Origin of the sequence: Sphingomonas adhaesiva (assembly GCF_036946125.1) — a bacterium.
Taxonomy (GTDB): domain Bacteria; phylum Pseudomonadota; class Alphaproteobacteria; order Sphingomonadales; family Sphingomonadaceae; genus Sphingomonas; species Sphingomonas adhaesiva_A.
In genome coordinates, this window is record NZ_JAQIJT010000002.1 from 740,367 (window position 1) to 763,297 (window position 22,931).

The window sequence follows — 22,931 nt, forward strand, 5'->3', positions numbered from 1 at the left end:
CCTTTCGTCACCCCGGACTTGATCCGGGGTCCCGCTTTTGCCGTGGTCCGAAGAAGGAGCCTCACCCCGGATCAAGTCCGGGGTGACGGTAGCATCAACTGGCGACAGGCGCGGCGGGCAGCGTCACCGTCACCTTCGTTCCCACGCCGGGGGTGCTGGCGATGTCGAGTCGGCCGCGGTGGCGGTCGACGACGTGCTTGACGATCGCCAGACCCAGTCCGGTACCGCCCAGCGAGCGGCTGCGCCCCGCGTCGACGCGGTAGAAGCGCTCGGTCAGCCGCGGCAGGTGCTCTGGCGCGATCCCGTCGCCCTGGTCGGCCACGGTGATGCAGACGCTGGTGTCGCGCGTCGCCAGCGTCACCTCCACCGGGGTGCCGTGGCGGCCGTATTTCATCGCGTTGCCGATCAGGTTGTGGAGCAGCTGCGACAGCTGCGTCTCATCGCCCAGCACCGCGGGCAGCGACGGTTCAACCGACAGCACGATGTCCGCGCCGCGGTTGCCGTGGCTGGTGGTCAGCGTGTTGCACGTCTCGCGCGCGACCGCGGCGAGATCGACCTCGGTCCGGGGCGGGCGGAACTTCTCCGCCTCGATCCGCGACAGGCTCATCAGATCCTCGACCAGCCGCTCCATCCGCCGCGCCTCGTCGAAGACGACCGCGAGGAAACGCTTGCGTAAGCCCGGCTCGTCGCCCGCCTCGTCCGCCAGCGTTTCGACATAGCCGATGATCGACGACAGCGGCGTGCGCAGCTCGTGGCTGGCATTGGCGACGAAATCGACGCGCATCCGGTCGGCGGCATGCTGCCCGGTCTGGTCGACCAGATGCACCAGCCGCGTATCGGGGCCGAGCGGCGCGGTGCGCATCTGCCAGCGCTGGTCGAGCGTGCCGATGCCGACGAGGTCGACCGGGTGCGGCGAGCCTTCGGCCAGATGCTCCGCCGCGGCGGGGTGACGGATCGCGACGCGCGCATCCTCCCCCACGATATGCGCGCCCAGCAGCGTGCGCGCGGCGGCGTTCGCCAGCATCACGCGCCCGCCGCTCATCAGCAGGACGGGCTCGCCGATCGCCTCCAGCACCGCGTCGACGGGCACGTCGGGCCGCTCGGTCGCGGTGGCGGCGGGGGCGGCCGCGCGCTCCTCGGGCGTGGTGGCGACGATCGCGACGAGCGCGGCGAGCCCGGCGAGGGTGGCGAGCGCCGTCTGCCCGTCGTATCCGGACAGCGCGTAGACGACCGCGGCGGTGGCGGCGGCCACGGCGAGGGCAAGCCAGGTGCGGAGCGAAATCTCGTCGATCACGCGCGCAGCGATAGCCGAGCGCGCGGGACGGCGTTAGCACATTCGAAGGGGGCTGCGGGTTAGCGTGCGGCATGGACGACGATCAGCCCAGCCCCGCCGACGAGAGCAGCGCCGCGCCGCCGACGCGCCGCGCGCTGATGCTGGGCGCGGTCGGCGCGGCATCGGTGCTGTCGATCCGCCCCGCGCTGGCGCAGGCGACCGGATCGATCCTGATGTGCGACATTCCCGTGCCCGATGCGGGACATGCCGGGTCGCAGATCGCGGCGGACGGCACGCTGGTCCCCGCCGGGACGAAGGGCGCGTATCCGCCGCCGTCGCGCCCGCTGAAGGGCGAGGACGTCCGCACCGCGCTGCGCGGCGGGGGCACCCTGCCGGGATATGATGACGATCGCAGCCGCGCGTATCTGAAATACGTGTCGCGGTTGCAGCGCGGGTCGGCGGGGTTCACCTGCTTCGCCTCGATCCAGATGCTGCGGAAGTAGCGCGTCATGGCCAAAGCGACGCGCTACTGCGCGCCGCCCGATACGCTGGTGCTGCGGCCGCTCGACGAGCTGAGCGCGGTCTATCACCGCGCGTCGGGCACGACGCACGTGCTCGCCTCGCCCGCGCCCGAGATCCTGTCCGCGCTGCGTGAGCCGATGTCCGCGCAGGCGCTCATGCTGGTGCTGGCGATCCGCTACGACCTGGCGGCGGCGGATCCCGCGGCGCTGGCGGCGCGGCTGGAGGAACTGGTCGCGGCCGGGCTGGTGGAGGCGGCGTGAGGCACGCCCTTTCCCTGCGCGTCGGGCCGATCGGCTTCCGCATCGGCAGCGAATGGTCCGCCCCCGTGGCGCAGCTGGCGTCGCTGTACGCCGGTTATCCCGCGGCGGAGGTGGCGGAGGCGACGGTGCGGCTGGCGCCGCCGCGGCCGTGGCGGCGGATGCTGCGCCCGACGGTGGCGCTGGCGGGCGACCATATGCTGCCGGATGCTGCGCCGCTGCCGCTCGCGCACGCTGTGCTGGCGGCGGAGATGGCGATGAACCTGCAGGTCGCGCTGGGGCACCGCCGCCACCTGCTGCTCCACGCCTCCGCGGTCGAACGCGACGGGCGCGCGATCGTGATGACCGGCGAATCCGGCGCGGGCAAGTCGACGCTGGCGACGCTGCTGGGCGCGCGCGGCTGGCGTTTCATGGGCGACGAGTTCGTGCTGCTCGATCTGGCCACGGGTTGGGTCCACGCCTTCCCGCGGCTGGTCAGCCTGAAGAACGAGGCGATCGCGGAGGTCGCCGCGCAGGTGCCCGGCGCACGTTTCGGCCCGCTGCTGACGGGGACGCCCAAGGGGACGATCCGGCACCTGGTCCCCGATGCCGCGGCGGTGGCGGCGATGGATGTCCCCGCGATGCCCGCGCTGCTGCTGTTTCCGCGCTACGGCGCGGCGGCGGGGGTGCGCGGCGTCGGCGCGGGCGAGGCGTTCGTGCGACTGACGCAGGCCTCCACCAATTACGTCGCGCTGGGGGAGGCGGGGTTCGACGTGCTGACCCGCTTCGCGCGCGATGTGCCGCGCGTCGCGATCGATTATCCCGATACGCAGGCCGCGCTGGCGCAGGTGGAGGCATTGTGGCGGGCGCTGTGATGCTGGCGCGCCTGCTGCGCACGCCTGCGCTCGCCGAAACGCTCGCTCCGCATCAATGGACCGGCGTGCTGTCCGCCGCGCGCGCGGAGCAGTTGCTCGGCGCGCTGGCGTATCGCCTGACGGGCATGGACCTGCCCGCGGCGGCGACGACGATCCTGAACGACGCCCGCGCGCTGGCGCTGGAGACGCGGCGCGGGGCGTTGTGGGAGGCGGAGGTGGTGCGTCGCGCGCTGGCGCCGCTGGACGTGCCGCTGCTGCTGCTGAAGGGGACGGCGTTCGCCGCGGCGGGACTGTCCGCGGGGCAGGGGCGGATGATCGGCGACCTCGACCTGCTGGTCCCGCGCGACGCGCTGGAGGCGGTGGAGGCGGCGCTGCTGGCGGCGGGGTGGGAGTGGGCGAAGGCGGAGCGCTACGACCAGCTCTATTACCGCCGCTGGATGCACGAGCTGCCGCCGCTGATCCACCGCGACCGCGACCGCGCGCTGGACGTGCATCACACGATCCTGCCGCCGACCGCGCGCATCACGCCGGATGCCGCCGCGATCGTCGCCGCGGCGGTGCCGCTGGGGAACGGGCTGTCGGTGCCGTGCGCGGAGGACATGATCGTCCACGCCGCGCTGCACCTGCTCGCGGACGGCGACCTGTCCGGGGGATTGCGCAACCTGTGGGACATCGACCGGCTGCTCCACGATCATGCCACGCCGGATTTCTGGCGCTCGCTGGCGGCGCGGGCGGTGCTCCACGGCGCGACCGTGCCCGTCGCGCGCGCACTTCGGCTGGCGGCGGCGCTGTTCGGCACGGCGGTGCCCGATGCGCGCGCCAGGCGGGGCGACGCGTGGTTCGTCCGGCGGCTGCTGGCGCGCGACGGCTGGGGGCGGGAGACGCGACCGATGACGCGGCTGGCGTTCTACCTTCGCTCGCACTGGATCCGGATGCCGGCGCCGCTGCTGGCGCGGCACCTGGCGGTCAAAACGTGGGTGCGCGTCGTCCCCGCCAGATCCTGACCACGACCAGCACCCCGATGATGACGGCGGTGTCCGCGATCCAGTCCATCACGTCGCAGTCGCGGTGGATCGACGGGATCGACTGGAACACCTCGATCAGCGCACCCAGGAACGACAGCCGCTCGCCGATCCGCAGCAGCGACTGGCGCGGGAAGGCGGCGCAATAGAGGATCGTGATCGTCCCGAACGCGGTCATGTGCTGGACCTTGTCCGACACGTTGCCCATCACGTTCGGCGGATGCGGCAGCAGCGCCATCGTCACCGCGACGACGATGGCGAGCGCCAGAAGGAGGCGCGCGACGCGCTTCACAACCGCTCCAGCGCGGGGATCAGTTCGTCGAAGCCGTCGATGATCGCATCGGCGCCCAGTTCCTCGATCGGCTGCATCAGGAAGCCGAAGCGGCACGCGATCGCGGGGATGCCGGCGGCATGCGCGGCGGCGATGTCGTAGATCGAATCGCCGACGAATGCGGCGCGCCCGCCGCCGCTCCCCGCCTCTCTACACCGCTCGATCATCGCATCGATCGGCAGGCGGCTCGGCTTGCCGTTGCCCGGCCCCATCGTGTCGCCGCCGATGATCGCGGCGAAGCGGGGCGTCAGCGCCAGATCGTCCAGGATCGCGCGCGCGAACCGCTCCAGCTTGTTGGTCACGATCGCCAGCGTCACGCCCATTTGCGCCAGCCGGTCCAGCGCCTCCAGCGCATGCGGATAGGGTCGCGTGGTGACGCAGATGTTGGCCTCGTAGAAATCGAGCAGCCGGCGCAGCAGCACTTCCAGCTCCGCCTCGCTGCATCCGCCGCTCGCCGCCATCCCCTGCGCCAGCATGTGGCGCGCGCCGCCGCCGATCATCGGCTTGACCTGCTCGATCGAGAGCGCGGGCCGCCCTGCCGAGGCGAGCGCATGGTTGACCGCCGCGGTCAGGTCGCCGGAGGTGTCGAGCAGCGTCCCGTCGAGATCGAGCCCGACGATGGAAAAAGGGAAGGAAGGGGAAAAGGGAAAGGCGGCCATTGCCGACACGCGTTGCCCGTGCCCGCTGGAATTGGCAAGCGAGTGATGGCAGGGGGTGCAACCATGTCACAGGATCGCCCCGTCGCCATCGTCGTCCTCGCCGCGGGCAAGGGCACGCGGATGAAGTCCGACCTGCACAAGGTGCTCCACCCGATCGCCGGACGCCCGATGCTGCTCCACCTGCTGGCGAGCGCGGCGACGCTGTCGCCGGCGAAGACGGTGGTCGTGGTCGGGGCCGGGCGCGAGCAGGTGGAAACCGCCGTCGCGCCGCTGGGCGCGCAGATCGCGCATCAGGCGGAGCAACTGGGCACCGGCCATGCGGTAATGCAGGCGGAGGACGCGCTGGCCGCGTTCGAGGGCGACGTGCTGATCCTCTACGGCGACGTGCCGCTGGTGTCGCCCGCGACGATGCGCGCGATGCTGGAGCGGCTGCACGCCGCCGATGCGCCGCCGGTCGTGGTGCTCGGCTTCCGTCCCGCCGATCCCGCCGCCTATGGCCGCGTGATCGTGACGCCGGGCACCGACCGGGTCGAGCGGATCGTCGAGTTCAAGGACGCCTCGCCCGCCGAACGCGCGGAGACCTTGTGCAATTCGGGGCTGATGGCGGCGCGGGGCCGCGACCTGTTCGCGCTGCTGAAGCGGCTGGGCAACGACAATGCCGCGGGCGAATATTACCTGACCGACATCGTCGCGCTCGCGGGCGGCGCGGCGGCGATCGAGGTCGATGCGGCCGAGGTGGCGGGCGTCAACAGCCGCGCCGAGCTGGCGGCGGTCGAGGCATCGTGGCAGCAGGCCCGCCGTGCGCAGGCGATGGCGGACGGCGCGTCGCTGGTCGCGCCCGACACGGTGTGGTTCAGCCACGATACCGTGCTGGGCCGCGACGTGATCGTCGGGCCCAACGTCGTCTTCGGCCCCGGGGTTACGGTAGCGGACGGGGTGACGATCCATGCGTTCAGCCATCTGGAGGGTGCCGAGGTGGCGAGCGGCGCGGAGGTCGGCCCCTATGCCCGCCTGCGCCCCGGCGCGGTGCTGGAGGCGAAGGCGAAGGTCGGCAATTTCGTCGAGGTGAAGAAGGCGCGGCTGGGCGCCGGCGCGAAGGCCAACCACCTGAGCTACATCGGCGACGCCGACGTCGGTGCGAAGGCCAATATCGGCGCGGGCACGATCACCTGCAATTACGACGGCTTCTTCAAATATCGCACCGTCATCGGGGAGGGGGCCTTCGTGGGGTCGAACTCCGCGCTCGTCGCGCCGGTCACGATCGGCGCGGGCGCGATCGTCGCCGCGGGCAGCGTAGTTGTCCGGGAGGTTGCCGATGATTCACTTGCCTTGGCACGCGGTCGGCAGGAAGAGCGGCCCGGCTGGGCGGCGCGTTTCCGCGCGGCGATGAAGGCGAAGAAGGACGGCAAGTAGATGTGCGGAATCGTTGGCATCCTGGGCAATGACGATGTGGCGGACCGCCTGCTCGACGGGCTGAAGCGGCTGGAATATCGCGGCTACGATTCCGCCGGGATCGCTACCGTGGTCGACGGCGCGATCGCGCGCCGCCGCGCCTCGGGCAAGCTGGTCAATCTGGCGAAGGTGCTCGCCGCCGAGCCGCTGCCCGGCACCACCGGGATCGCGCACACCCGCTGGGCGACGCACGGCGGCCCCACCACCAACAACGCCCACCCGCATGCCACCGGCGAGGTCGCGGTCGTCCACAACGGCATCATCGAGAATTTCAAGCCGCTGCGCGAGGAATTGCAGGCGCGCGGCCGCGTCTTCACCAGCGAGACCGATACCGAGGTCGTCGCACACCTCATCAGCGAGAAGGTCGAGGCCGGGCTGGAGCCGGTCGACGCGGTGCGCGAGGTGCTGCCGCGGCTGCACGGCGCGTTCGCGCTGGCGATCCTGTTCCGCAGCCACCCGGAGCTGCTGATTGGCGCGCGGCTCGGCTCGCCGCTGGTCGTCGGTTATGGCGCCGATTCAGAAGGGGGGGGCGAGACGTATCTCGGCTCCGACGCGCTGGCGCTCGCCCCGCTGACGCAGCGGATCGCCTATCTGGAGGAGGGTGACTGGGTCGTCTGCACCCGCGGCGGCGCGCAGGTCTACGACCGCGACAACCGGGCGGTCGAGCGTCCCGTCACCATCTCCGGCGTGACCGGCGCGCTGATCGACAAGGGCAACCACCGCCACTTCATGCAGAAGGAGATCTACGAGCAGCCGATCGTGGTCGCCCAGACGCTGCGTGGCTATCTGCAGCGGTTCGAGGGGCGCGTGGCGCTGCCGATCCCCGATTTCGACCTGTCGGGCATCCGCCGTGTCACGATCGTGGCGTGCGGCACCAGCTTCTATGCCGGGATGGTCGCGAAATACTGGTTCGAGCAGTTCGCGCGCGTTCCCGTCGACCTCGATGTCGCCAGCGAGTTCCGCTACCGCGCGCCGGTGATGGAGGAAGGCGGGCTCGCGCTCTTCATCAGCCAGTCGGGCGAGACCGCTGACACGCTCGCCGCGCTGCGCCACGCGCGTGCGGAGAAGCAGACGATCGCGGTCGTCGTCAACGTGCCGACCAGCACGATGGCGCGCGAGGCGGACCTGCTGCTGCCCACCCACGCCGGACCGGAGATCGGCGTCGCCTCGACCAAGGCGTTCACCTGCCAGCTGGCGGTGCTCGCCGCCTTCGCCGCCAATCTCGCCAAGGCGAAGGGGCGGCTCACCGAGCAGGAGGAGCGCAACATCGTCCGCCAGCTGGCGGAGGCACCCGCGGCGATCAACGGCGCGCTCGCCTATGACGAATCGATCGAGGCGATGGCGGGCGTCGTCGCGGCGGCGCGCGACGTCCTCTACCTGGGGCGCGGCACCGATTATCCGCTGGCGCTGGAAGGCGCGCTGAAGCTGAAGGAGATCAGCTACATCCACGCCGAAGGCTATGCCGCGGGCGAGATGAAGCACGGGCCGATCGCGCTGATCGACGAGAACGTGCCGGTGGTGGTCATCGCCCCCTCGGGCCCGTTGTTCGACAAGACCGTCAGCAACATGCAGGAGGTGCAGGCGCGCGGCGGCAAGGTCGTCCTCATCAGCGATTACGACGGCGTGCAGGCGGCGGGCGAAGGCTGCGTCGCGACGATCACCATGCCCAAGGTCCACCCGCTGATCGCGCCGATCGTCTATGCGGTGCCGGTGCAGCTGCTGGCCTATCATGTCGCGGTGGCCAAGGGGACCGACGTCGATCAGCCGCGCAACCTGGCGAAGAGCGTCACCGTCGAGTGACGCGCCGGCGGGCGGTCAGCATTCGACCACGTTGACCGCCAGCCCGCCGAGCGAGGTTTCCTTGTAGCGCTCGCTCATGTCGAGCCCGGTGCGGCGCATCGTCTCGATCACCTGATCCAGGCTGACGCGGTGCGTGCCGTCGCCCAGCATCGCGAGGCGGACCGCCTCGATCGCCTTGATCGACCCCACCGCGTTGCGTTCGATGCACGGCACCTGGACCAGCCCGCCGACAGGATCGCAGGTGAGGCCGAGGTTGTGCTCCATCGCGATCTCCGCGGCATTCTCCACCTGCGCCGCGGTCGCGCCCAGCGCGGCGGCGAGCCCGGCGGCCGCCATCGAGCAGGCGACGCCGACCTCCCCCTGGCACCCGACCTCCGCACCGGAGATCGAGGCATTCTCCTTGAACAGCGTGCCGATCGCGGCGGCGGTCAGCAGGAAATTCTCCATCCCGCGCGGCGTCGGGTTGGGCGCGAAGCGTTCGTAATAGCGCAGCACCGCGGGCACCACGCCCGCCGCGCCGTTGGTGGGGGCGGTGACGACGCGGCCCCCCGCCGCATTCTCCTCGTTCACCGCCAGCGCCCACAGGTTGATCCAGTCGATGACGGTCAACGGGTCGGCGAGCGCGCGCTCCTGCCGGTCGACCAGCATGCGGTGGACGCCCGGCGCGCGCCGCTTGACCCGCAACCCGCCGGGCAATTCGCCTTCCGGCGCGCGCACGCCGCGATCGATGCAGGCCGCCATCGCGTCGCGGATCGCCTTCAGACGCGCCGATACCTCGTCGGGGGCGAGGTGCACTTCCTCGTTCTCGCGCATCAGCGTCGCGATGCACGTGCCGGTGCGCGCGACGAGCGCCAGCAGTTCCTCCCCCGACCGGAAGACGTTGGGAACGTCCCAGCCGCCCTCAGCGGCGGCGTTGCGGCCTGTTTCATGTTCCTCGACGATCGCGCCGCCCCCGATCGAATAATAGGTGCGGCGGCGCACTTCCTCGCCCGCGGCGTCGAACGCGATGCAGGTCATCGCATTGGAATGGAAGGTCAGCCGTTCGCGCTGGAGGAAGCGCAGGTCGCGTGCCTCGTCGAAGGCCATCGTGTGCGTGCCGCCCAGCATCAGCATGCCCGTGGCGCGGACATCCGCGACGACGCGGTCCGCCGCGTCGGGATCGATCGTTGCCGGGGTCGTGCCGGACAGCCCCAGGATGACCGCACGGTCGGTGGCATGGCCCTTCCCGGTCAGCGCCAGCGAGCCGAACAGATCGACCTCGACGCGGTGGGCGCACCCCGCCACCTCCGCGGCGAAGCGGGCGGCCGCGGTCATCGGACCCATGGTGTGCGAACTCGACGGCCCGACGCCGATCTTGAACAGGTCGAAGGTGCTGGCGACCACGATACGCTCCGGTAATGACGGTTCCTGTCCGCGGGATGCCACAATGTGCAGCCGCTGCCTATGTAGTTTCCGATGATACGATCGCGTGGATGGCTCCGTGCTCCTGCCTGCGCAGGAGCACGGTGTCGCCTTTTGCACAGGTCCCGCCTTCGCCGGGGAACGGCGAAATTGTCGAGCGATCCGTGACTTTCGCAGAGGTCTGGATCGAGTCCGGGGTGACGGCACCAAGGCGCCGAACGTCGGTTCAGGGAACTAGGCGACCGCGACGACCTCGATCGCGTCCTCGCGGCCGTTGAAGCCGACGAACTCCCCCGCCTCCGCCCCCATCAACGCGCGGGCGAGCGGGGCGGAGAAGGCGATCGCGCCGGCCCCCGGGTCGGCCTCATCGTCGCCGACCAGCGTGACGACCCGCTCCTTGCCCGCCAGCCGATAGGTCACGCGATTGCCGAAGCCGACCGCGCCGTCGTCGCGCGGCGGCGTCTCGATCGCGGTGGCGCGGCGGGTTGCCCAATAGCGCAGGTCGCGCCTGACGGCCTTGACCGTTTCCTCGTCCGCCGCCTCCGCCAGCGCTGCTTCCAGCGTGGCGATCCGCTCCTCGATCAGTGCGCGACCCCGCGGCGTGACCAGGTTCGGCCCGGCCGGGATCGGCAGCTCGAAGCGCGGCTCGAGATGCTCGTCGTCGTTCTCGCGGCGGAAGGCGACGCTCATCCCAGCTTGCCGAACTGTGCCTCATACCCGGCGCGGTCGCCCTGCGCGAGCAGCCGCGCCTGTTCGCGCCAGCGGTCGCGCTCCATCCGGCCCTCGAACGGGGTCAGTCGCGCGTCGAGCTCTGCGGCTTCGGCATCGTCCAGCCAGGCCAGCTGGTCGACGCGGGTGATGCCCAGATCCGCCAGCTTCGCCGCGATCTTCGGTCCCAGCCCCTTCAGCAGCGTGATCGATTGTGCCGCCGGATCGCCGTCCGCCGCCTCGGTCGGGGCGGAGGCGGCATGGCTGGCGGGCGAGGCATTGAGCGGCGCGGCGGCGGCGATCGGTTCGTCGGCCAGCGGCGCCGGCGTCGGATCCGCGGACGGGGTGGCAGGGGGCGGGGGAGGCGGTGCGGGAGGGGGCGGCGGGGGGGGCGCGGGGGTAGCCTCGCGCGCGTCGTCGTGGGGGGTGGTGACGCCCACACCCTCCGCCTTCAGTTCCTCGATCCGGCGCTCTTCCTCCGCCTCGGCCTTGCGGCGCTGGCGCTTCAGCCGGGCGCCGAACACCATCGCGATGATGGTCAGCACCGCCAGGATGGCGACGAGCACCAGCGAGATGGTGACGAGCGCGCCGTCATGCGAAATGGGTTCGAGAGAGAAGCTGCCGGAATTCATGACGTCATCCTGGTAGAAGGCGTGCGAGCGGTTCAACCCCTGGCGATGGCCTTGGCTCCGATGTCGCGGCGCACGAAGCCGGTCGGGAAGTCGATCGCGTCGACGCCGCGATAGGCCGCCGCCTGTGCCGCGGCCACGTCGGCGCCGGTCGCGGTCACCGCCAGGACGCGTCCGCCCGCGGAGACGAGCGTGTCGCCGTCCATCCGCGTGCCCGCCTGAAAGACGGTCGCGCCGGTCGCCTCCGCCGCATCGATCCCGCGAATCGCGCCGCCGGTGCGCGGCGTGCCGGGATAGCCCTCCGCCGCCATCACCACCGTCAGCGCGACGGCGTCGCGGAACGCCGGCGCGGGCAGGTCCGCCAGCCGACCCTCCGCCACCGCCAGCAGCGTCTCGATCAGGTCGCCGTCGAACCGCGCCATCAGCACCTGGCATTCGGGATCGCCGAAGCGCACGTTATATTCGATCAGCTTCGGCCCGTCCGCGGTCAGCATCAGTCCGGCGTAGAGGACGCCGACATAGGGCGTTCCCGCCGCCGCCAGCGCGTCGATCGTCGGGCGCACGATCTCGCCCAGCGCGCGCTCCTCCAGATCGGGCGTCAGGTCGAACGCCGGGCTGTACGCGCCCATCCCGCCGGTGTTGGGGCCGGTATCGCCCTCGCCGACGCGCTTGTGGTCCTGCGCCGATCCGAACGAGGCGGTGGTGGTGCCGTCCGACAGCACGAACAGGCTCGCCTCCGGTCCCTCCAGTCGCTCCTCGATCACCGCCTCGACCGGGCCGTTCGCATACAGGTCGCGGATCGCGGCCTCCGCCTCGGCGCGGGTGGCGGCGACCACGACGCCCTTGCCCGCGGCCAGGCCGTCCGCCTTGATGACGCACGATTCGCCGAAATCGTCGAGGCAGGCGAGCGCGCCGTCGCGCGAGGTCGTCCGGAAATAGCGCGCGGTCGGAATGCCGACGCGCGCGCACAGGTCCTTGGTGAAGCCCTTCGACCCCTCCAGCTTCGCCGCCTCCCGCCCGGGGCCGAACACCGGCACGCCGATGGCGCGGACATTGTCGGCGAGACCGTCGACCAGCGGCGCCTCCGGTCCGATCACGACCAGCGCGATCTGGTGCCGGCGGACGAAGTCGATCGTCGCGCGGTGATCGGTCACGTCCAGATCGGCGATCGTCGCGACCTGTGCCACGCCGGGGTTGCCGGGGGCGGCAAAGAGCGTACCTAGGCGGGGCGACTGCGCGAGTTTCCATGCCAGCGCATGCTCGCGTCCTCCGGACCCTACCAGCAGGATATTCATGGCCGACCCCTTCTTATATACCCCCGATACCGGCAGCGATACGGGGACGGGGCGGCTGGTAGCCGAGGCGACGCCCGGCGACAATGCGATGGCGGTCAGCGTCAGCGAGCTGTCGGGCCGGCTGAAGCGGATGGTGGAGGGTGAGTTCGGCCATGTCCGGCTGCGCGGCGAGATATCGGGCTACAAGCGGGCGGCGTCGGGGCACGTCTATCTCTGCCTGAAGGACGACGGCGCCGTCATCGACGGGGTGATGTGGAAGGGGAGCGCGGCGGGCCTCGGCTTCCGCCCGGAGGACGGTATCGAGGTGGTCGCGACCGGCCGGCTGACGACCTATCCGGGCCGCTCGAAATACCAGATCGTCGTCGACCGCATGGAACTGGCCGGCGCCGGCGCGCTGATGGCGCTGCTGGAGAAACTGCGCGCCAAGCTCGCCGCGGAAGGGCTGTTCGATCGCGCCGCGAAGAAGCCGCTGCCGTTCATGCCGCGCACGATCGGCGTCGTCACCTCGCCCACCGGCGCGGTGATCCGCGACATCCTCCACCGGCTGGAGGATCGCTGCCCGACGCATGTCGTCGTCTGGCCGGTCAAGGTGCAGGGCGCGGGCGCCGCGGAGGAGGTCGCGGCTGCGGTGCGCGGGTTCGACGCGCTGCCCGCCGGCGGCGCGGTGCCGCGCCCCGACCTGGTGATCGTCGCGCGCGGCGGCGGCTCGATCGAGGACCTGTGGGCCTTCAACGAGGAGCCCGTGGTGCGCGCGGTCGCCGCCTGCTCGATCCCGATCATCTCCGCGGTCGGGCATGAGACCGACACCACCTTGTGCGACCATGCCGCCGACCTGCGCGCGCCCACGCCCACCGCGGCGGCGGAGATCGCGGTGCCGGTGCTCGCCGACCTGCGCCTGACGCTCGACGCGATGGCGATGCGCACCGAGCGGTGCGCGCGCCGCTATGTCGAGCGCGGTCGCGAGCGGCTCGACGCGCTGGTGCGCGTCCTGCCGACGCGCGACCGCCTGCTGGGGCCGCAGCGCCAGCGCGTCGACGAGCTGGGCGTGCGCGGCGACCGCGCGCTGGAGCGGCGCGTCGCGCGTGCCCGCGGCGAGCTGGACCGCGCCGCAGGCGCGATCCGTCCGGCCACGCTGGAGCGCCGCGTCGAGGCGGCGCGCGCCCGGCTGGCCGATGTCGGCCGCCTGATCGACAGCCTCAACCCCGACCGCATCCTCCAGCGCGGCTATGCCCGCGTGGAGGACTGCGCGGGCGCGACCGTCACCACCGCCGCGGGCGCGACCGCCGCGGGCGCGCTGACGCTGCGCTTCCGCGACGGTGCGGTGGCGGTACGGACTGGCGATGGTCCTGCGACGCCGCCCAGGGTCGAGCGCACCCCCGCCCGGCCGCAGCCCGCCGCCGGCGCCCGCACGGCCGCCACGACCGACCAACCCCGCCTGCTGTGAAAGTCCGACCGATGCTGATGTCCCACACCGACCGCCCCGCGAAGGTCCATTACATGCCCAACGGCTTCCGCATCCTGGCGCCGGGCGACCACGTCGTCTGCGCCGTCACCGGCGCCCGCATTGCGTTGGAAGACCTGCGCTACTGGGACGTCGCCGGGCAGCGGCCGTTCGCGAGTGCCGCGGTGGCGAGCGAGGAGATGGCGCCGCGGTGAGGGGTCGTCCTGCTCTGACGTGTTGCCTGATTGCAACAATTGCAATGGATTGGTAACTCGCATCATCGGATTTCTTTACACGACCTCATGTTCGGCTTCATCAGGCCCCCATACCCCATAACGGGGTGACAGTTCGATCCGGACCAGGTGCCGGACGACGACAGGGAAGGACATCGAGGGAATGAAATCCTCTGCAATCAAGAGGGCGAACCTGCTGCTTGGTGTAGCGTTCGCCGGTTTGGCAACGGTTCCGGCCTACGCTCAGACTGCGCCTCAGGATGCGCCGGCAACCACGGACGCTGCGGGCGAAACCTCTGGGGCCGATATCGTCGTGACGGGCTCTCGCCTGTCGTCGCCGAACCTGACCTCGGCAAGCCCCATCACAGCCGTCAACGCGCAGGACATTCGTCTTCAGGGTGCGACCCGTATCGAGGACGTGCTGAACGCCTTGCCGCAGGTTTCGCCGTCGCAGGGCTCGGCCGTTTCCAACGGAAGCGACGGCACCGCCACGATCAACCTGCGTAACCTCGGTGACCGCCGCACGCTCGTTCTCATCAACGGCCGTCGTCTCAATCCTGGCGCGCCGTCGTCCTCCGTGGGCGGAACGTCTGCGGCTGATGTCAACGCGATTCCGCAGATGCTGATCAAGCGCGTCGACGTTCTGACCGGCGGTGCGTCGTCGGTGTACGGCTCGGATGCGATCGCCGGCGTCGTCAACTTCGTTCTCGACACCGATTATGAAGGCTTTGGCGTCGACCTGAATTACGGCGTCGCGATGCATGATAATCGGTCGGCGTACTTCCAGCAGCGCAACCGGGCCGCTGGCTACACCGCGCCTGACGGGCTGTCGGTGAACGGTCACCAGTTCGACGGGTCCGTGAAGTTCGGCGTCGCGACGGACGATGATCGAGGCCACCTCGTCGGCTATGCGGGGTACCGCAACATCGGTGCGATCGCGCAGAATTCCCGCGATTACAGCAACTGCGGTTTCAGCTCGAACGCTTCGGGTTTCAACTGCTCCGGTTCGCCGAACTCGTTCCCGGCCACTTTTGCAAACCTCCGGAACGGCGACTATTTCGGTGTGACCGCAAGCGGCGCATTGAACGATGGCAACCTGTATAATGCCAATCCGCTGAACTATTATCAGCGTCCCGACACGCGCTACCTCGGTGGCGTTATCGGTCGCTATGAGGTCAGCGACGCGCTCAAGCCGTACTTCGAGTTCAATTTCATGGACGATCGCACGGTCGCTCAGATCGCTCCCTCGGGCCTGTTCCTGGGTTCGGGCAGCATCTCGAGCATCAACTGCGACAACCCGTTGCTCTCGGCCGCTCTGGTGGGGCGGATCTGCGCCGCAGACAATCTCGTTCAGAGCGGGACCGCAGATGCCGTGTTCCTGAACCCCAACGGGACCCCGTACTCGCGCGGTGCGGTCACGATCGGGCGTCGCGGTGTCGAGGGTGGTGGTCGTCAGGCCGACTATCGCCATACCAGCTATCGCTTCGTCCTGGGGACCAAGGGCGATCTGGCACCCGGCGTGAGCTACGACCTTTCCGGTCAGTATGGCGCCACGACGATGTCGCTGAACTATCGCAACGAGTATTCGCTGACCCGCCTCACTCGCGCGACCGACGTCATCACCGACACACGCCCGGGTTCGTCCACGCTTGGTCAGCCTGTATGTCGTTCGGTTGTTGATGGCAGCGATGCGAACTGCGTCCCGCTCAACATCTTCAATCCGGCCATCACTCCGTCCCAGGCATCGTTGAACTACGTTCTGCAGACGGGCTTCCAGACTGGCGAAACCAAGGAGACGGTCATCACCGGCTCCATCACTGCACGGGGTGCCGACTACGGCGTCCAGCTGCCGTGGGCGAGCGAGGGCCTGGGCCTGAGCATCGGTGGCGAGTACCGTCGCGAGGCGGTGCAACTGAACGTGGACACGGCCTTCGCTTCCGGTGATCTGACGGGTCAGGGCGGCCCGACGCAGAACATCAGCGGCGCGTTCGACGTGAAGGAGTTCTTCGGCGAGCTCCAGGTCCCGATCGCCAGCGATCGGCCGTTCTTCCAGGAGCTGACGCTGAACGGCGGCTATCGCTTCTCCCACTACAGCACGGCCGGTTCGGTCAGCTCGTACAAGGGCGAGGCGGTCTGGGCGCCGGTCCGCGATCTTCGCTTCCGCGGGGGATACAATCGCGCCGTGCGCGCTCCCAATACGCAGGAGCTGTTCGCCAACCAGATCCTCGGCCTTGGCGGTTCCGACGATCCCTGCGCGGGCGCTGCGCCGGCCTTCACGGCGGCTCAGTGCGCACGGACTGGCGTGACGGCGGCTCAGTACGGCAATATCGTCGCCAACCCGTCGGAACAGTACCAGGATTTCGCCGGTGGTAACGTCAACCTTCGTCCCGAGCGGGCCGACACCATCACCGGGGGCGTGATCCTGCAGCCGCAGTTCATTCCGGGACTGTCGTTGTCGGTCGATTACTTCCGCATCAAGATCAAGGACACGATCGCCACGCTGGGCTTCGATACGATCCTGAAGCAGTGCGGCCTGACCGGCGATGCCCAGCTTTGTAGCTTCGTCCGCCGTGATCCGGGTACGGGGTCGCTGTGGCTGACGCCGAACGGGTTCATCAACAACCTGGCGACGAACGCCGGTACGCTCCAGACCAGCGGGTTGGACGTCGTGGGTTCGTACACGTTGCGGACCAGCGGGGTCGGGTCGTTCGGCTTCAACTTCAACGGAACGTATACCGACGAAGTGCGGCTGAACCGCGCAGGCGCCGATTACGACTGCGTAGGTCTGTACGGCGGTCAGTGCGGCTTCCCGCAGCCGAAGTGGCGGCATCAGCTTCGTGTCAACTGGACGCTGCCGGATGGTATCGGGGTGTCGGCACGCTGGCGCTTCTTGGGTGCAACCCGTTTCGAGCGTACCAGCGCTGACACGGATCTCAGGGGGTCCTTCAACCCGATCGATGCGCGCATCCCGTCGCAGAACTACATCGATCTGACGATGACCGCCCAGGTTGCCGAGAAGTTCTCGTTCCTGGTGGGCGCGAACAACCTGCTCGACCGTGCGCCGCCGATCGTCAGCCAGTCGGCTGCGCCGATCTCGTCGTTCGGTAACGGCAACACCTATCCGACGGTGTATGACGCGAACGGCCGTTACGTTTTCGTCGGCGTCTCGCTGAAGATGTAACGTTCGAAAGAAACTATCGTCATGATGGGCGGCGGATCATCGATCCGCCGCCTCTTTTTTGCCCTGACGCGACAATCGCGCAGGGCGATGGCTGGTCATAAGAGCGCCGCCACCTCCTCCCTCGACAGCGCGATTCCGAACATCATCGCCAGTCGCATGCGGTACACGCGCGGGTCGGTGATCTCCGCCTCGCTGGTCGCGCCGGCGGCGTGACGGCGGTAGTGTCGGTCGGTCAGCGCGGCGAAGCCGTGGGGCAGGACGATGCTGACCACATTGTGGTTCACGAAGCGGCTCGTGGGGGCGGTGGCGGACCAGTGGTTGCCCATCGCCAGGTCGCTGGCGTGCACCGTCGCGGTCGTGAAGCTGTATTGCGGCTGCCATCCGGCACCCGTCGCGCGGCCGTCGGTATTGGCGGGATGACCGTCGCGCAACAGCATCCAGCCATGTGCATCGTCGCGGCGCAGGACGAAGCGCGCGCCGTCGGGGGCGTCGGCCTCCGCACCGTCGACCAGCGGCAGGACCGGGGTATAGGAGCCGCCGAAGCCGGTGTCCGCGATCCATTCCGCTCCGTCGATCGTCACCAGCGCCAGCGTGTGGGTCAGCGGGGGCACCTCGGTCGCGCCCAGCCAGACGCGCGCCAGCAGCGGCCGCGCCTCGAACGCCAGCGCGGCCAGCGCGTCGAGGAACAGGCGGTTGTGCTCGAAACAATAGCCGCCGCGCTGCGCGGTCACCAGCTTGGCGGCGACCGACGCGCTGTCGATCGCGATCCCGCGGCCGAGCCGGACGTCGAGGTTCTCGAACGGGATGCGCTGGCGATGCTGCCATTGCAGTCGGGCGAGGCCGGCGGCGTCGCGGGTCGGCATCGCGGGAAGCTCGATGCGGGCGAGATAGGTGTCGAGGTCGAACATTCGCCCGGACTAGCGCGGGAGGCGTGATACGCGAAGGGGTTGCGCACATCGCCGCGCGCCGCCATGCGGTTTTCGAAGAATCAGTATGGAGGCGAGGATGAGCGACGTGACGGGTCTGGAGCTGCGCTCCGCGGTGGATGCGGACGGGCGGCTGACGCTGAGCCTGGAGGAGGTGACGCACGGTGCCCCCGCCGCGGACGAGGTGGTGGTGAAGGTGGAGGCGGCACCGATCAACCCGTCCGACCTGGGACTGTTGCTGGGGCCGGCGGATGTGTCGACGCTTGAGCGATCGGGTACGGCGGAGCGCCCGGTGGTGACGTTCCAGGTGCCGCGCGAGCGGATGGGTGGGGTGCGCGCGCGCATCGGGCAGTCGCTGCCGGTCGGGAACGAGGGCGCGGGCACCGTCATCGCGGCGGGCGAGGAGGCCAAGGCGCTGATCGGGCGCAAGGTCGGCATGATGGGCGGCGCGATGTACGCGCAGTATCGCACGCTGAAGGCGCGCGACGTGGTGCCGCTGCCCGAGGGCGCGAGCGCGGCGGATGGTGCTGCGATGTTCGTCAACCCGCTGACCGCGCTCGCCTTCGTCGAGACGATGCGGATGGAGGGGCACAAGGCGATCGTCCACACCGCCGCGGCGTCGAACCTGGGGCAGATGCTGCAGAAGATCTGCCTGGCGGACGGCGTGCCGCTGGTGAACATCGTGCGCAGCGAGGCGCAGGAGAAGATCCTGCGCGACATCGGCGCGACTCACGTCATCAACAGCAAGGCCGACGACTTCCGCGCGCGACTGGTCGATGCGATCGCGGAGACGGGGGCGACGATCGCGTTCGACGCGATTGGCGGCGGGTCGATCGGCAGCGATATCGTCCAGGCGATGGAGCAGGCGGCGAACCGCACCGCGACCGAATATAGCCGCTACGGCTCCAACACGTTCAAGCAGCTGTATATCTACGGCGCGCTGGACCTGTCGCCGACGACGCTCAACCGGCTGGCGTTCGGGTTCCAGTGGAGCGTGTCGGGCTTCCTGTTGACGCCGTTCATGCAGAAGGCGGGCAAGGAAGTGGTCGGCCGGATGCGCCAGCGCGTGGTGGACGAACTGACCACGACCTTCGCCAGCGGCTATACCGCGACGGTCGGGCTGGCGGAGGCGCTGAACCCCGATGTGCTGCGCGCCTATGAGAAGAAGGCGACGGGCGAGAAGTATCTGATCGACCCGACGCGGTGATGGCGGGATGCGGGCGTGACCCCGCGTCACCCCGGCCACATCGTCATGCCGGACTCGTTCCGGCGTCCCGGGTCCCACACGCCTTGTCCGGCGAGGTGCGCGGAACCCTGGACCCCGGATCAGGTCGAGACCTAGGCGAAACCCAGTTCCTTGTTCCCCGGCGAAGGCCGGGGCCCGGCTGGGGCACGGTGGTAACAGACGGAAAAGCCACGCCAACCGGGCCCCGGCCGTCGCGAGACCTTTGCAAAAGGCTACACCGTGCTCCTGCGAAGGCAGGAGCTCAGGGTTGCAGGTCCCATAATGCGTTGTTCTGCCGGGCCCTGGGCTCCTGCCTGCGCAGGAGCATGGCGTGGACTCGATGCCGTTGCACCTGTTTTGCAAAGGCCCCGCCTTCGCCGGGGAACGCCGAACGTGTCGAGCGATCCACGCCTTTCGCAGAGGTTTCGAACAGGTCCGGGCCGACGACCTGATAGGGGCGGGCAAACCGCGCCCTTCGTCGGCCGATCAGTTTACCGCGATGATCGCGATCTGCCGCCCGTAATCCGGCTCACCGCGATGCGTCGCGCGGCGGAAGCTGAAGAAGCGTTCCTCGTCGGCATAGGTGTCGAGCCCCAGCGTCTCGACCCGCTTCACCCCGGCGGCAGCGAGGCGGTGGGCGACATAGCCCTCCAGATCGAACTGCGCGTGGCCGGCGCGCGCGTCGGCGAAGAACCGCTCGTTGGCGGCGTCCGCTTCCTCGAAGCGGCGGCGGAAGGCGTCGTCCACCTCGTAGCTGGCGCGCGCGATGCACGGCCCGACGGCGGCGGCGATGCGGTCGCGACGGGCGCCGAGCGCCTCCATCGCGGCGATCGTCGTATCGGTGACGCCGGCCAGCGCGCCCTTCCATCCGGCGTGCGCCGCCCCCACCACGCCCGCGGCGGTATCGCTGAGGAGAACGGGGGCGCAATCGGCGGTGATGATACCGATAGCGAGACCGGGGCGATCGGTCGCGAGCGCATCGCCGCGCGGACGCTCCGCCAGCGGCGCGGTGACGGTGATGCAGTCGGCGGAATGGATCTGATAGGGCGTTTGGAGCAGGCATCCGGGCGCAACCGCGGCCAGCGCGCGGTCGCGATTGGCCGCGACGGTCGCGGCATCGTCGTCCGACCCGAAGCCGACGTTGAGCCCGGCGTGGAGCCCCCCGGACACGCCGCCGCGGCGGCCGAGGAAGCCGTGGCGGACATCGGCGAGCAGCCGCGCGCGAAAGACGTCGGGCGTATCGGTCACAGGTCGAGCCGCATCACGATATCCTCGTCCGCCTGGTCGCCGACCATGAACGCATAGGGGCCGACCTCCACGAAGCCGTGGCGCGCATAGAAGCGGCGCGCGCGCGGATTGTCGGTGAAGACGGAGAGATAAAGCGCGCCGCAACCGCGGCGGCGTGCCTCCGCGATGGCATGTTCCAGCATCGTGCGCGCCAGCCCGCTGCCGTGCTGCGACGCGACGACGTAGATCTGCCGAAGCTCGATCGCGTCCGATGGCGGGGTGAAGGGCAGGGACGGCGGGCCGAGCTTCATATAGGCGACGGGTTCGCCGTCCGCCTCCGCCAGCGTCACCGCGAAGCGCGGGTCGGCGATCTCCGCCGCCCAATTCTCGGGCGTGTGGATCGTCAGGAACGCCGCCAGATTGTCGGGCGAATAGAGGTGCCCGAACGTATCGGTGAAGGTCTGCCGCGCGAGCGCCGCGATGACGGGCGCGTCGTGAAGCGTGGCGGGGCGGAGCGTCGGGGTGTCGGTCATGCGAAACCTGCGGGTTGGGGCCAATGGGGATGCGAAACGGCGATGACGCGGAACAGCTCGCCCATCTCCTCCACCAGCCGCGCGCGGTCGGCGGCGACGCGGGGGCCGAGCGCGGCGGCACGCTGATCGATCCCCAGCGCGCGCAGGAAGGCGCCCTGACCGATCGTGCCCGACAGCCGCGCGCCCGAGGCGGTGGCGACGAGGCCGAGTGTCGCCATGTCGACATGCGCGGTCAGGTCGACCTCGCCCGGCTCGGCGAAGGGGTTGGCATAGGCGTGGCCGCGCACCGCCTGGAGCGTGTCGCCGATCGCGGGGCCGTCATAGCCGTAGTCGATCACCAGAGCCGCGCCCCCCTGCGCGACGAGGCGGGCCGACAGGTCGGCCATGATCGCGACGCTGGCGGGGGAGGTTTCGATGATCGATCCCGGCGCGGCGGCGCGCAGCGTGGGGGGAATGATCGTCTCGGGTATGCTCGCGCCCGCGATCGGCAGGAACAGCGTGTCCTGGCAGGCGACCAGCCGCTCGTGCCATCCGCCCGCGGCACGGACCAGCTGGCGGATCGGCAGCGCGTCGAAGAATTCGTTGGCGACGACGATCAGCGGCACGTCCTCGGGCAGGGTGGCGAGCGTGTCGTGCCACGTCGCGTGCGCGACGCGCCCGGCCTGCGCCTGCCGCAGCGTCGGGCTCGTCTCGACCAGATGGACCGGCGGCGTCAGCCCGGCGCGCGCCATCACGCGCAGCGCGTCCGCGGTCAGCGTGCCGCGCCCCGGCCCCAGCTCGACCCAGGCGACCGCGGGCCGGCCGGCGCGGTCCCACAGGTCCGCCGCCCAGGCACCGATCAGCTCGCCGAACATCTGGCTGATCTCGGGCGCGGTGGTGAAGTCACCGCCCGCGCCCAGGGGGTCGCGTGTCGCGTAATAATGCGCGTTGGCGGCGGCCATGAACTGGCTGACCGGGATCGGCCCGCCCAGCGCAATGGCGCGCGCCAGCCTCTCCGCCAGCGCAGGCTCGGCGGCGGCGCTCACGCGACGCTGGCCGTCCCGGCGGTCGCCTCGACGCGGCGACGCCGCCGCCCGGAGGTGGCGATGAGGAACGCGCCGCCCGCGATCATCGGGACGCACAGCCACTGGCCCATGTGCAGCCCGGTGGCCTGCGCGAACTCGACCAGCTGGCGGTCGGGCTCGCGGAAGAATTCGACGACGAACCGCGCCGTGCCGTAGCCGGCCAGAAAGATGCCGACGAGTCGTCCGGGATAGTAACGCGCATCGGTGCGCCAGAAGAAGAACCACAGCAGCGCGAACAGCGCCACGCCCTCCAGCCCCGCCTCGTACAGCTGGCTGGGATGCCGCGCCGGCTCCGCGATGCCGTAGGGGACGGTGTTCTGGAAGACGATCGCCCAGGGTACGTCGGCGGGCTTGCCCCACAATTCGCCGTTCACGAAATTGGCGAGCCGGCCGAAGAAGAGCCCGAACGGCACGCAGCACGCCACCCAGTCGTGGACCCGCAGCCAGTCCAGCCGGTTCTTGCGCGCGAACCAGATGATCCCCAGCGACGTGCCGACGACGCCGCCGTGGAACGACATGCCGCCGTCCCACAGCCGCAGGATCGACAGCGGCCGAACCAGCATTTCGGGCGCGTAGAACAGCACATAGCCGATCCGCCCGCCCAGGATGATCCCCAGCGTGGCATAGAAGACGAGGTCGTCGGCGTGCCGCCGCGCCATCGGGGCGCCCGGCTGCGCGATCAGCTTCAGCAGGTACCACCAGCCGATGACGATGCCGGCGATATAGGCGAGGCTGTACCAGCGCAGCGTGAAGAAGCCGATCGTGAACACGTCCGGGTGCAACCCCAGATCGGCGAATCGGATATGTCCCGCGGCGGGCACGGCCCCGGCGGCAAGAGCAGGCAGTATCAAGGCTTTCCCCTTTTCGACCGCGTCTGCATAATGGGGCCAGGGGACAA

Annotated in this window: 22 protein-coding genes; 10 read left to right on the forward strand and 12 right to left on the reverse strand. The window is 70.0% G+C overall.

All coding sequences use genetic code 11. The features are described from left to right. Positions 1-94: 94 nt before the first annotated feature. Positions 95-1,294 (reverse strand): sensor histidine kinase, encoded by a 1,200-nt coding sequence (locus PGN23_RS09805; RefSeq protein ID WP_335302692.1) that lies wholly within the window; start codon positions 1,292-1,294, stop codon positions 95-97. A 71-nt stretch (positions 1,295-1,365) separates the two neighbouring features. Here PGN23_RS09805 and PGN23_RS09810 point away from each other — a divergent pair, with 71 nt between their 5' ends. From PGN23_RS09810 to PGN23_RS09825, 4 genes are read left to right on the forward strand one after another with little or no spacing between them, the layout of a single operon-like run. Further along, on the forward strand, positions 1,366-1,776 hold the full coding sequence (locus tag PGN23_RS09810; RefSeq protein ID WP_335302693.1) for a hypothetical protein: 411 nt from the start codon (positions 1,366-1,368) through the stop codon (positions 1,774-1,776). Positions 1,777-1,782: 6 nt separating this feature from the next. Beyond that, positions 1,783-2,055, forward strand: coding sequence for an HPr-rel-A system PqqD family peptide chaperone (locus tag PGN23_RS09815; protein WP_335302694.1), 273 nt, complete (start codon positions 1,783-1,785; stop codon positions 2,053-2,055). Then, complete coding sequence (locus PGN23_RS09820) at positions 2,052-2,906, forward strand: HprK-related kinase A (protein WP_335302695.1); 855 nt, start codon at positions 2,052-2,054, stop codon at positions 2,904-2,906. Before PGN23_RS09815 ends, PGN23_RS09820 begins: the two co-directional genes overlap by 4 nt. Next, on the forward strand, positions 2,891-3,910 hold the full coding sequence (locus PGN23_RS09825; RefSeq protein ID WP_443019763.1) for a nucleotidyltransferase family protein: 1,020 nt from the start codon (positions 2,891-2,893) through the stop codon (positions 3,908-3,910). The genes PGN23_RS09820 and PGN23_RS09825 overlap by 16 nt, the downstream gene beginning before the upstream one ends. Here PGN23_RS09825 and PGN23_RS09830 read toward each other — a convergent pair. Continuing rightward, on the reverse strand, positions 3,873-4,220 hold the full coding sequence (locus tag PGN23_RS09830) for a hypothetical protein (RefSeq protein ID WP_335302696.1): 348 nt from the start codon (positions 4,218-4,220) through the stop codon (positions 3,873-3,875). The two genes, PGN23_RS09825 and PGN23_RS09830, sit on opposite strands and share 38 nt — an antisense overlap. Beyond that, positions 4,217-4,918, reverse strand: coding sequence for an HAD hydrolase-like protein (locus PGN23_RS09835; protein WP_335304569.1), 702 nt, complete (start codon positions 4,916-4,918; stop codon positions 4,217-4,219). The genes PGN23_RS09830 and PGN23_RS09835 overlap by 4 nt, the downstream gene beginning before the upstream one ends. Positions 4,919-4,981: 63 nt before the next feature. Between PGN23_RS09835 and glmU the strand changes: the two genes are divergently transcribed. After that, entirely contained in the window at positions 4,982-6,331 is a 1,350-nt protein-coding gene (glmU, locus tag PGN23_RS09840) for a bifunctional UDP-N-acetylglucosamine diphosphorylase/glucosamine-1-phosphate N-acetyltransferase GlmU (protein WP_335302697.1), read from the forward strand. After that, a complete protein-coding gene (gene glmS / locus PGN23_RS09845) occupies positions 6,332-8,170 on the forward strand; it encodes a glutamine--fructose-6-phosphate transaminase (isomerizing) (protein ID WP_335302698.1) in 1,839 nt (612 codons plus the stop codon). A gap of 15 nt (positions 8,171-8,185) precedes the next feature. Here the strand turns inward: glmS and PGN23_RS09850 are convergent, their stop codons facing one another. The 4 genes from PGN23_RS09850 to purD all read right to left on the reverse strand — a co-directional run bounded on the left by PGN23_RS09850 (position 8,186) and on the right by purD (position 12,203). Next, the gene (locus tag PGN23_RS09850; RefSeq protein ID WP_335302699.1) at positions 8,186-9,553 is read right to left on the reverse strand and encodes an L-serine ammonia-lyase; all 1,368 of its coding nucleotides are present in this window, start codon (positions 9,551-9,553) and stop codon (positions 8,186-8,188) included. 252 nt (positions 9,554-9,805) lie between these two features. Beyond that, positions 9,806-10,261 (reverse strand): GreA/GreB family elongation factor, encoded by a 456-nt coding sequence (locus PGN23_RS09855; RefSeq protein ID WP_335302700.1) that lies wholly within the window; start codon positions 10,259-10,261, stop codon positions 9,806-9,808. After that, positions 10,258-10,911, reverse strand: a complete 654-nt coding sequence (locus PGN23_RS09860) for a hypothetical protein (protein ID WP_335302701.1) — start codon at positions 10,909-10,911, stop codon at positions 10,258-10,260. Before PGN23_RS09860 ends, PGN23_RS09855 begins: the two co-directional genes overlap by 4 nt. Positions 10,912-10,943: 32 nt before the next feature. Next, complete coding sequence (gene purD / locus PGN23_RS09865; protein ID WP_335302702.1) at positions 10,944-12,203, reverse strand: phosphoribosylamine--glycine ligase; 1,260 nt, start codon at positions 12,201-12,203, stop codon at positions 10,944-10,946. Here purD and xseA point away from each other — a divergent pair. The 3 genes from xseA (at position 12,202) to PGN23_RS09880 (ending at position 17,058) form a co-directional block, all read left to right on the forward strand. Then, positions 12,202-13,647, forward strand: a complete 1,446-nt coding sequence (xseA, locus tag PGN23_RS09870) for an exodeoxyribonuclease VII large subunit (RefSeq protein ID WP_335302703.1) — start codon at positions 12,202-12,204, stop codon at positions 13,645-13,647. The genes purD and xseA overlap by 2 nt on opposite strands. A gap of 11 nt (positions 13,648-13,658) precedes the next feature. Then, positions 13,659-13,859 carry a DUF2093 domain-containing protein gene (locus PGN23_RS09875; protein ID WP_335302704.1) on the forward strand — a complete coding sequence of 67 codons (201 nt, stop codon included), beginning with the start codon at positions 13,659-13,661 and terminating at the stop codon, positions 13,857-13,859. Positions 13,860-14,040: 181 nt separating this feature from the next. Beyond that, complete coding sequence (locus PGN23_RS09880) at positions 14,041-17,058, forward strand: TonB-dependent receptor domain-containing protein (RefSeq protein ID WP_335302705.1); 3,018 nt, start codon at positions 14,041-14,043, stop codon at positions 17,056-17,058. A 95-nt stretch (positions 17,059-17,153) separates the two neighbouring features. On the opposite strand, the gene PGN23_RS09885 is transcribed toward PGN23_RS09880, so the two are convergent. Next, a complete protein-coding gene (locus PGN23_RS09885) occupies positions 17,154-17,966 on the reverse strand; it encodes an arylamine N-acetyltransferase family protein (protein ID WP_335302706.1) in 813 nt (270 codons plus the stop codon). Positions 17,967-18,063: 97 nt separating this feature from the next. Between PGN23_RS09885 and PGN23_RS09890 the strand changes: the two genes are divergently transcribed. After that, a complete protein-coding gene (locus tag PGN23_RS09890) occupies positions 18,064-19,191 on the forward strand; it encodes a zinc-binding dehydrogenase (RefSeq protein ID WP_335302707.1) in 1,128 nt (375 codons plus the stop codon). Between the two features lie 504 nt (positions 19,192-19,695). Here the strand turns inward: PGN23_RS09890 and pgeF are convergent. Genes pgeF through lgt form a run of 4 tightly spaced genes read right to left on the reverse strand, consistent with a single transcriptional unit; the run spans position 19,696 to position 22,884 of the window. Further along, positions 19,696-20,457, reverse strand: a complete 762-nt coding sequence (pgeF, locus tag PGN23_RS09895) for a peptidoglycan editing factor PgeF (RefSeq protein ID WP_335302708.1) — start codon at positions 20,455-20,457, stop codon at positions 19,696-19,698. After that, positions 20,454-20,969 (reverse strand): GNAT family N-acetyltransferase, encoded by a 516-nt coding sequence (locus tag PGN23_RS09900; RefSeq protein WP_335302709.1) that lies wholly within the window; start codon positions 20,967-20,969, stop codon positions 20,454-20,456. The genes pgeF and PGN23_RS09900 overlap by 4 nt, the downstream gene beginning before the upstream one ends. Next, positions 20,966-21,994: a class I SAM-dependent methyltransferase gene (locus tag PGN23_RS09905; protein ID WP_443019764.1), complete on the reverse strand. Its 1,029-nt coding sequence runs from the start codon at positions 21,992-21,994 to the stop codon at positions 20,966-20,968. The genes PGN23_RS09900 and PGN23_RS09905 overlap by 4 nt, the downstream gene beginning before the upstream one ends. Beyond that, positions 21,991-22,884, reverse strand: coding sequence for a prolipoprotein diacylglyceryl transferase (gene lgt, locus PGN23_RS09910; protein ID WP_335302710.1), 894 nt, complete (start codon positions 22,882-22,884; stop codon positions 21,991-21,993). The genes PGN23_RS09905 and lgt overlap by 4 nt, the downstream gene beginning before the upstream one ends. Positions 22,885-22,931 lie beyond the last annotated feature (47 nt).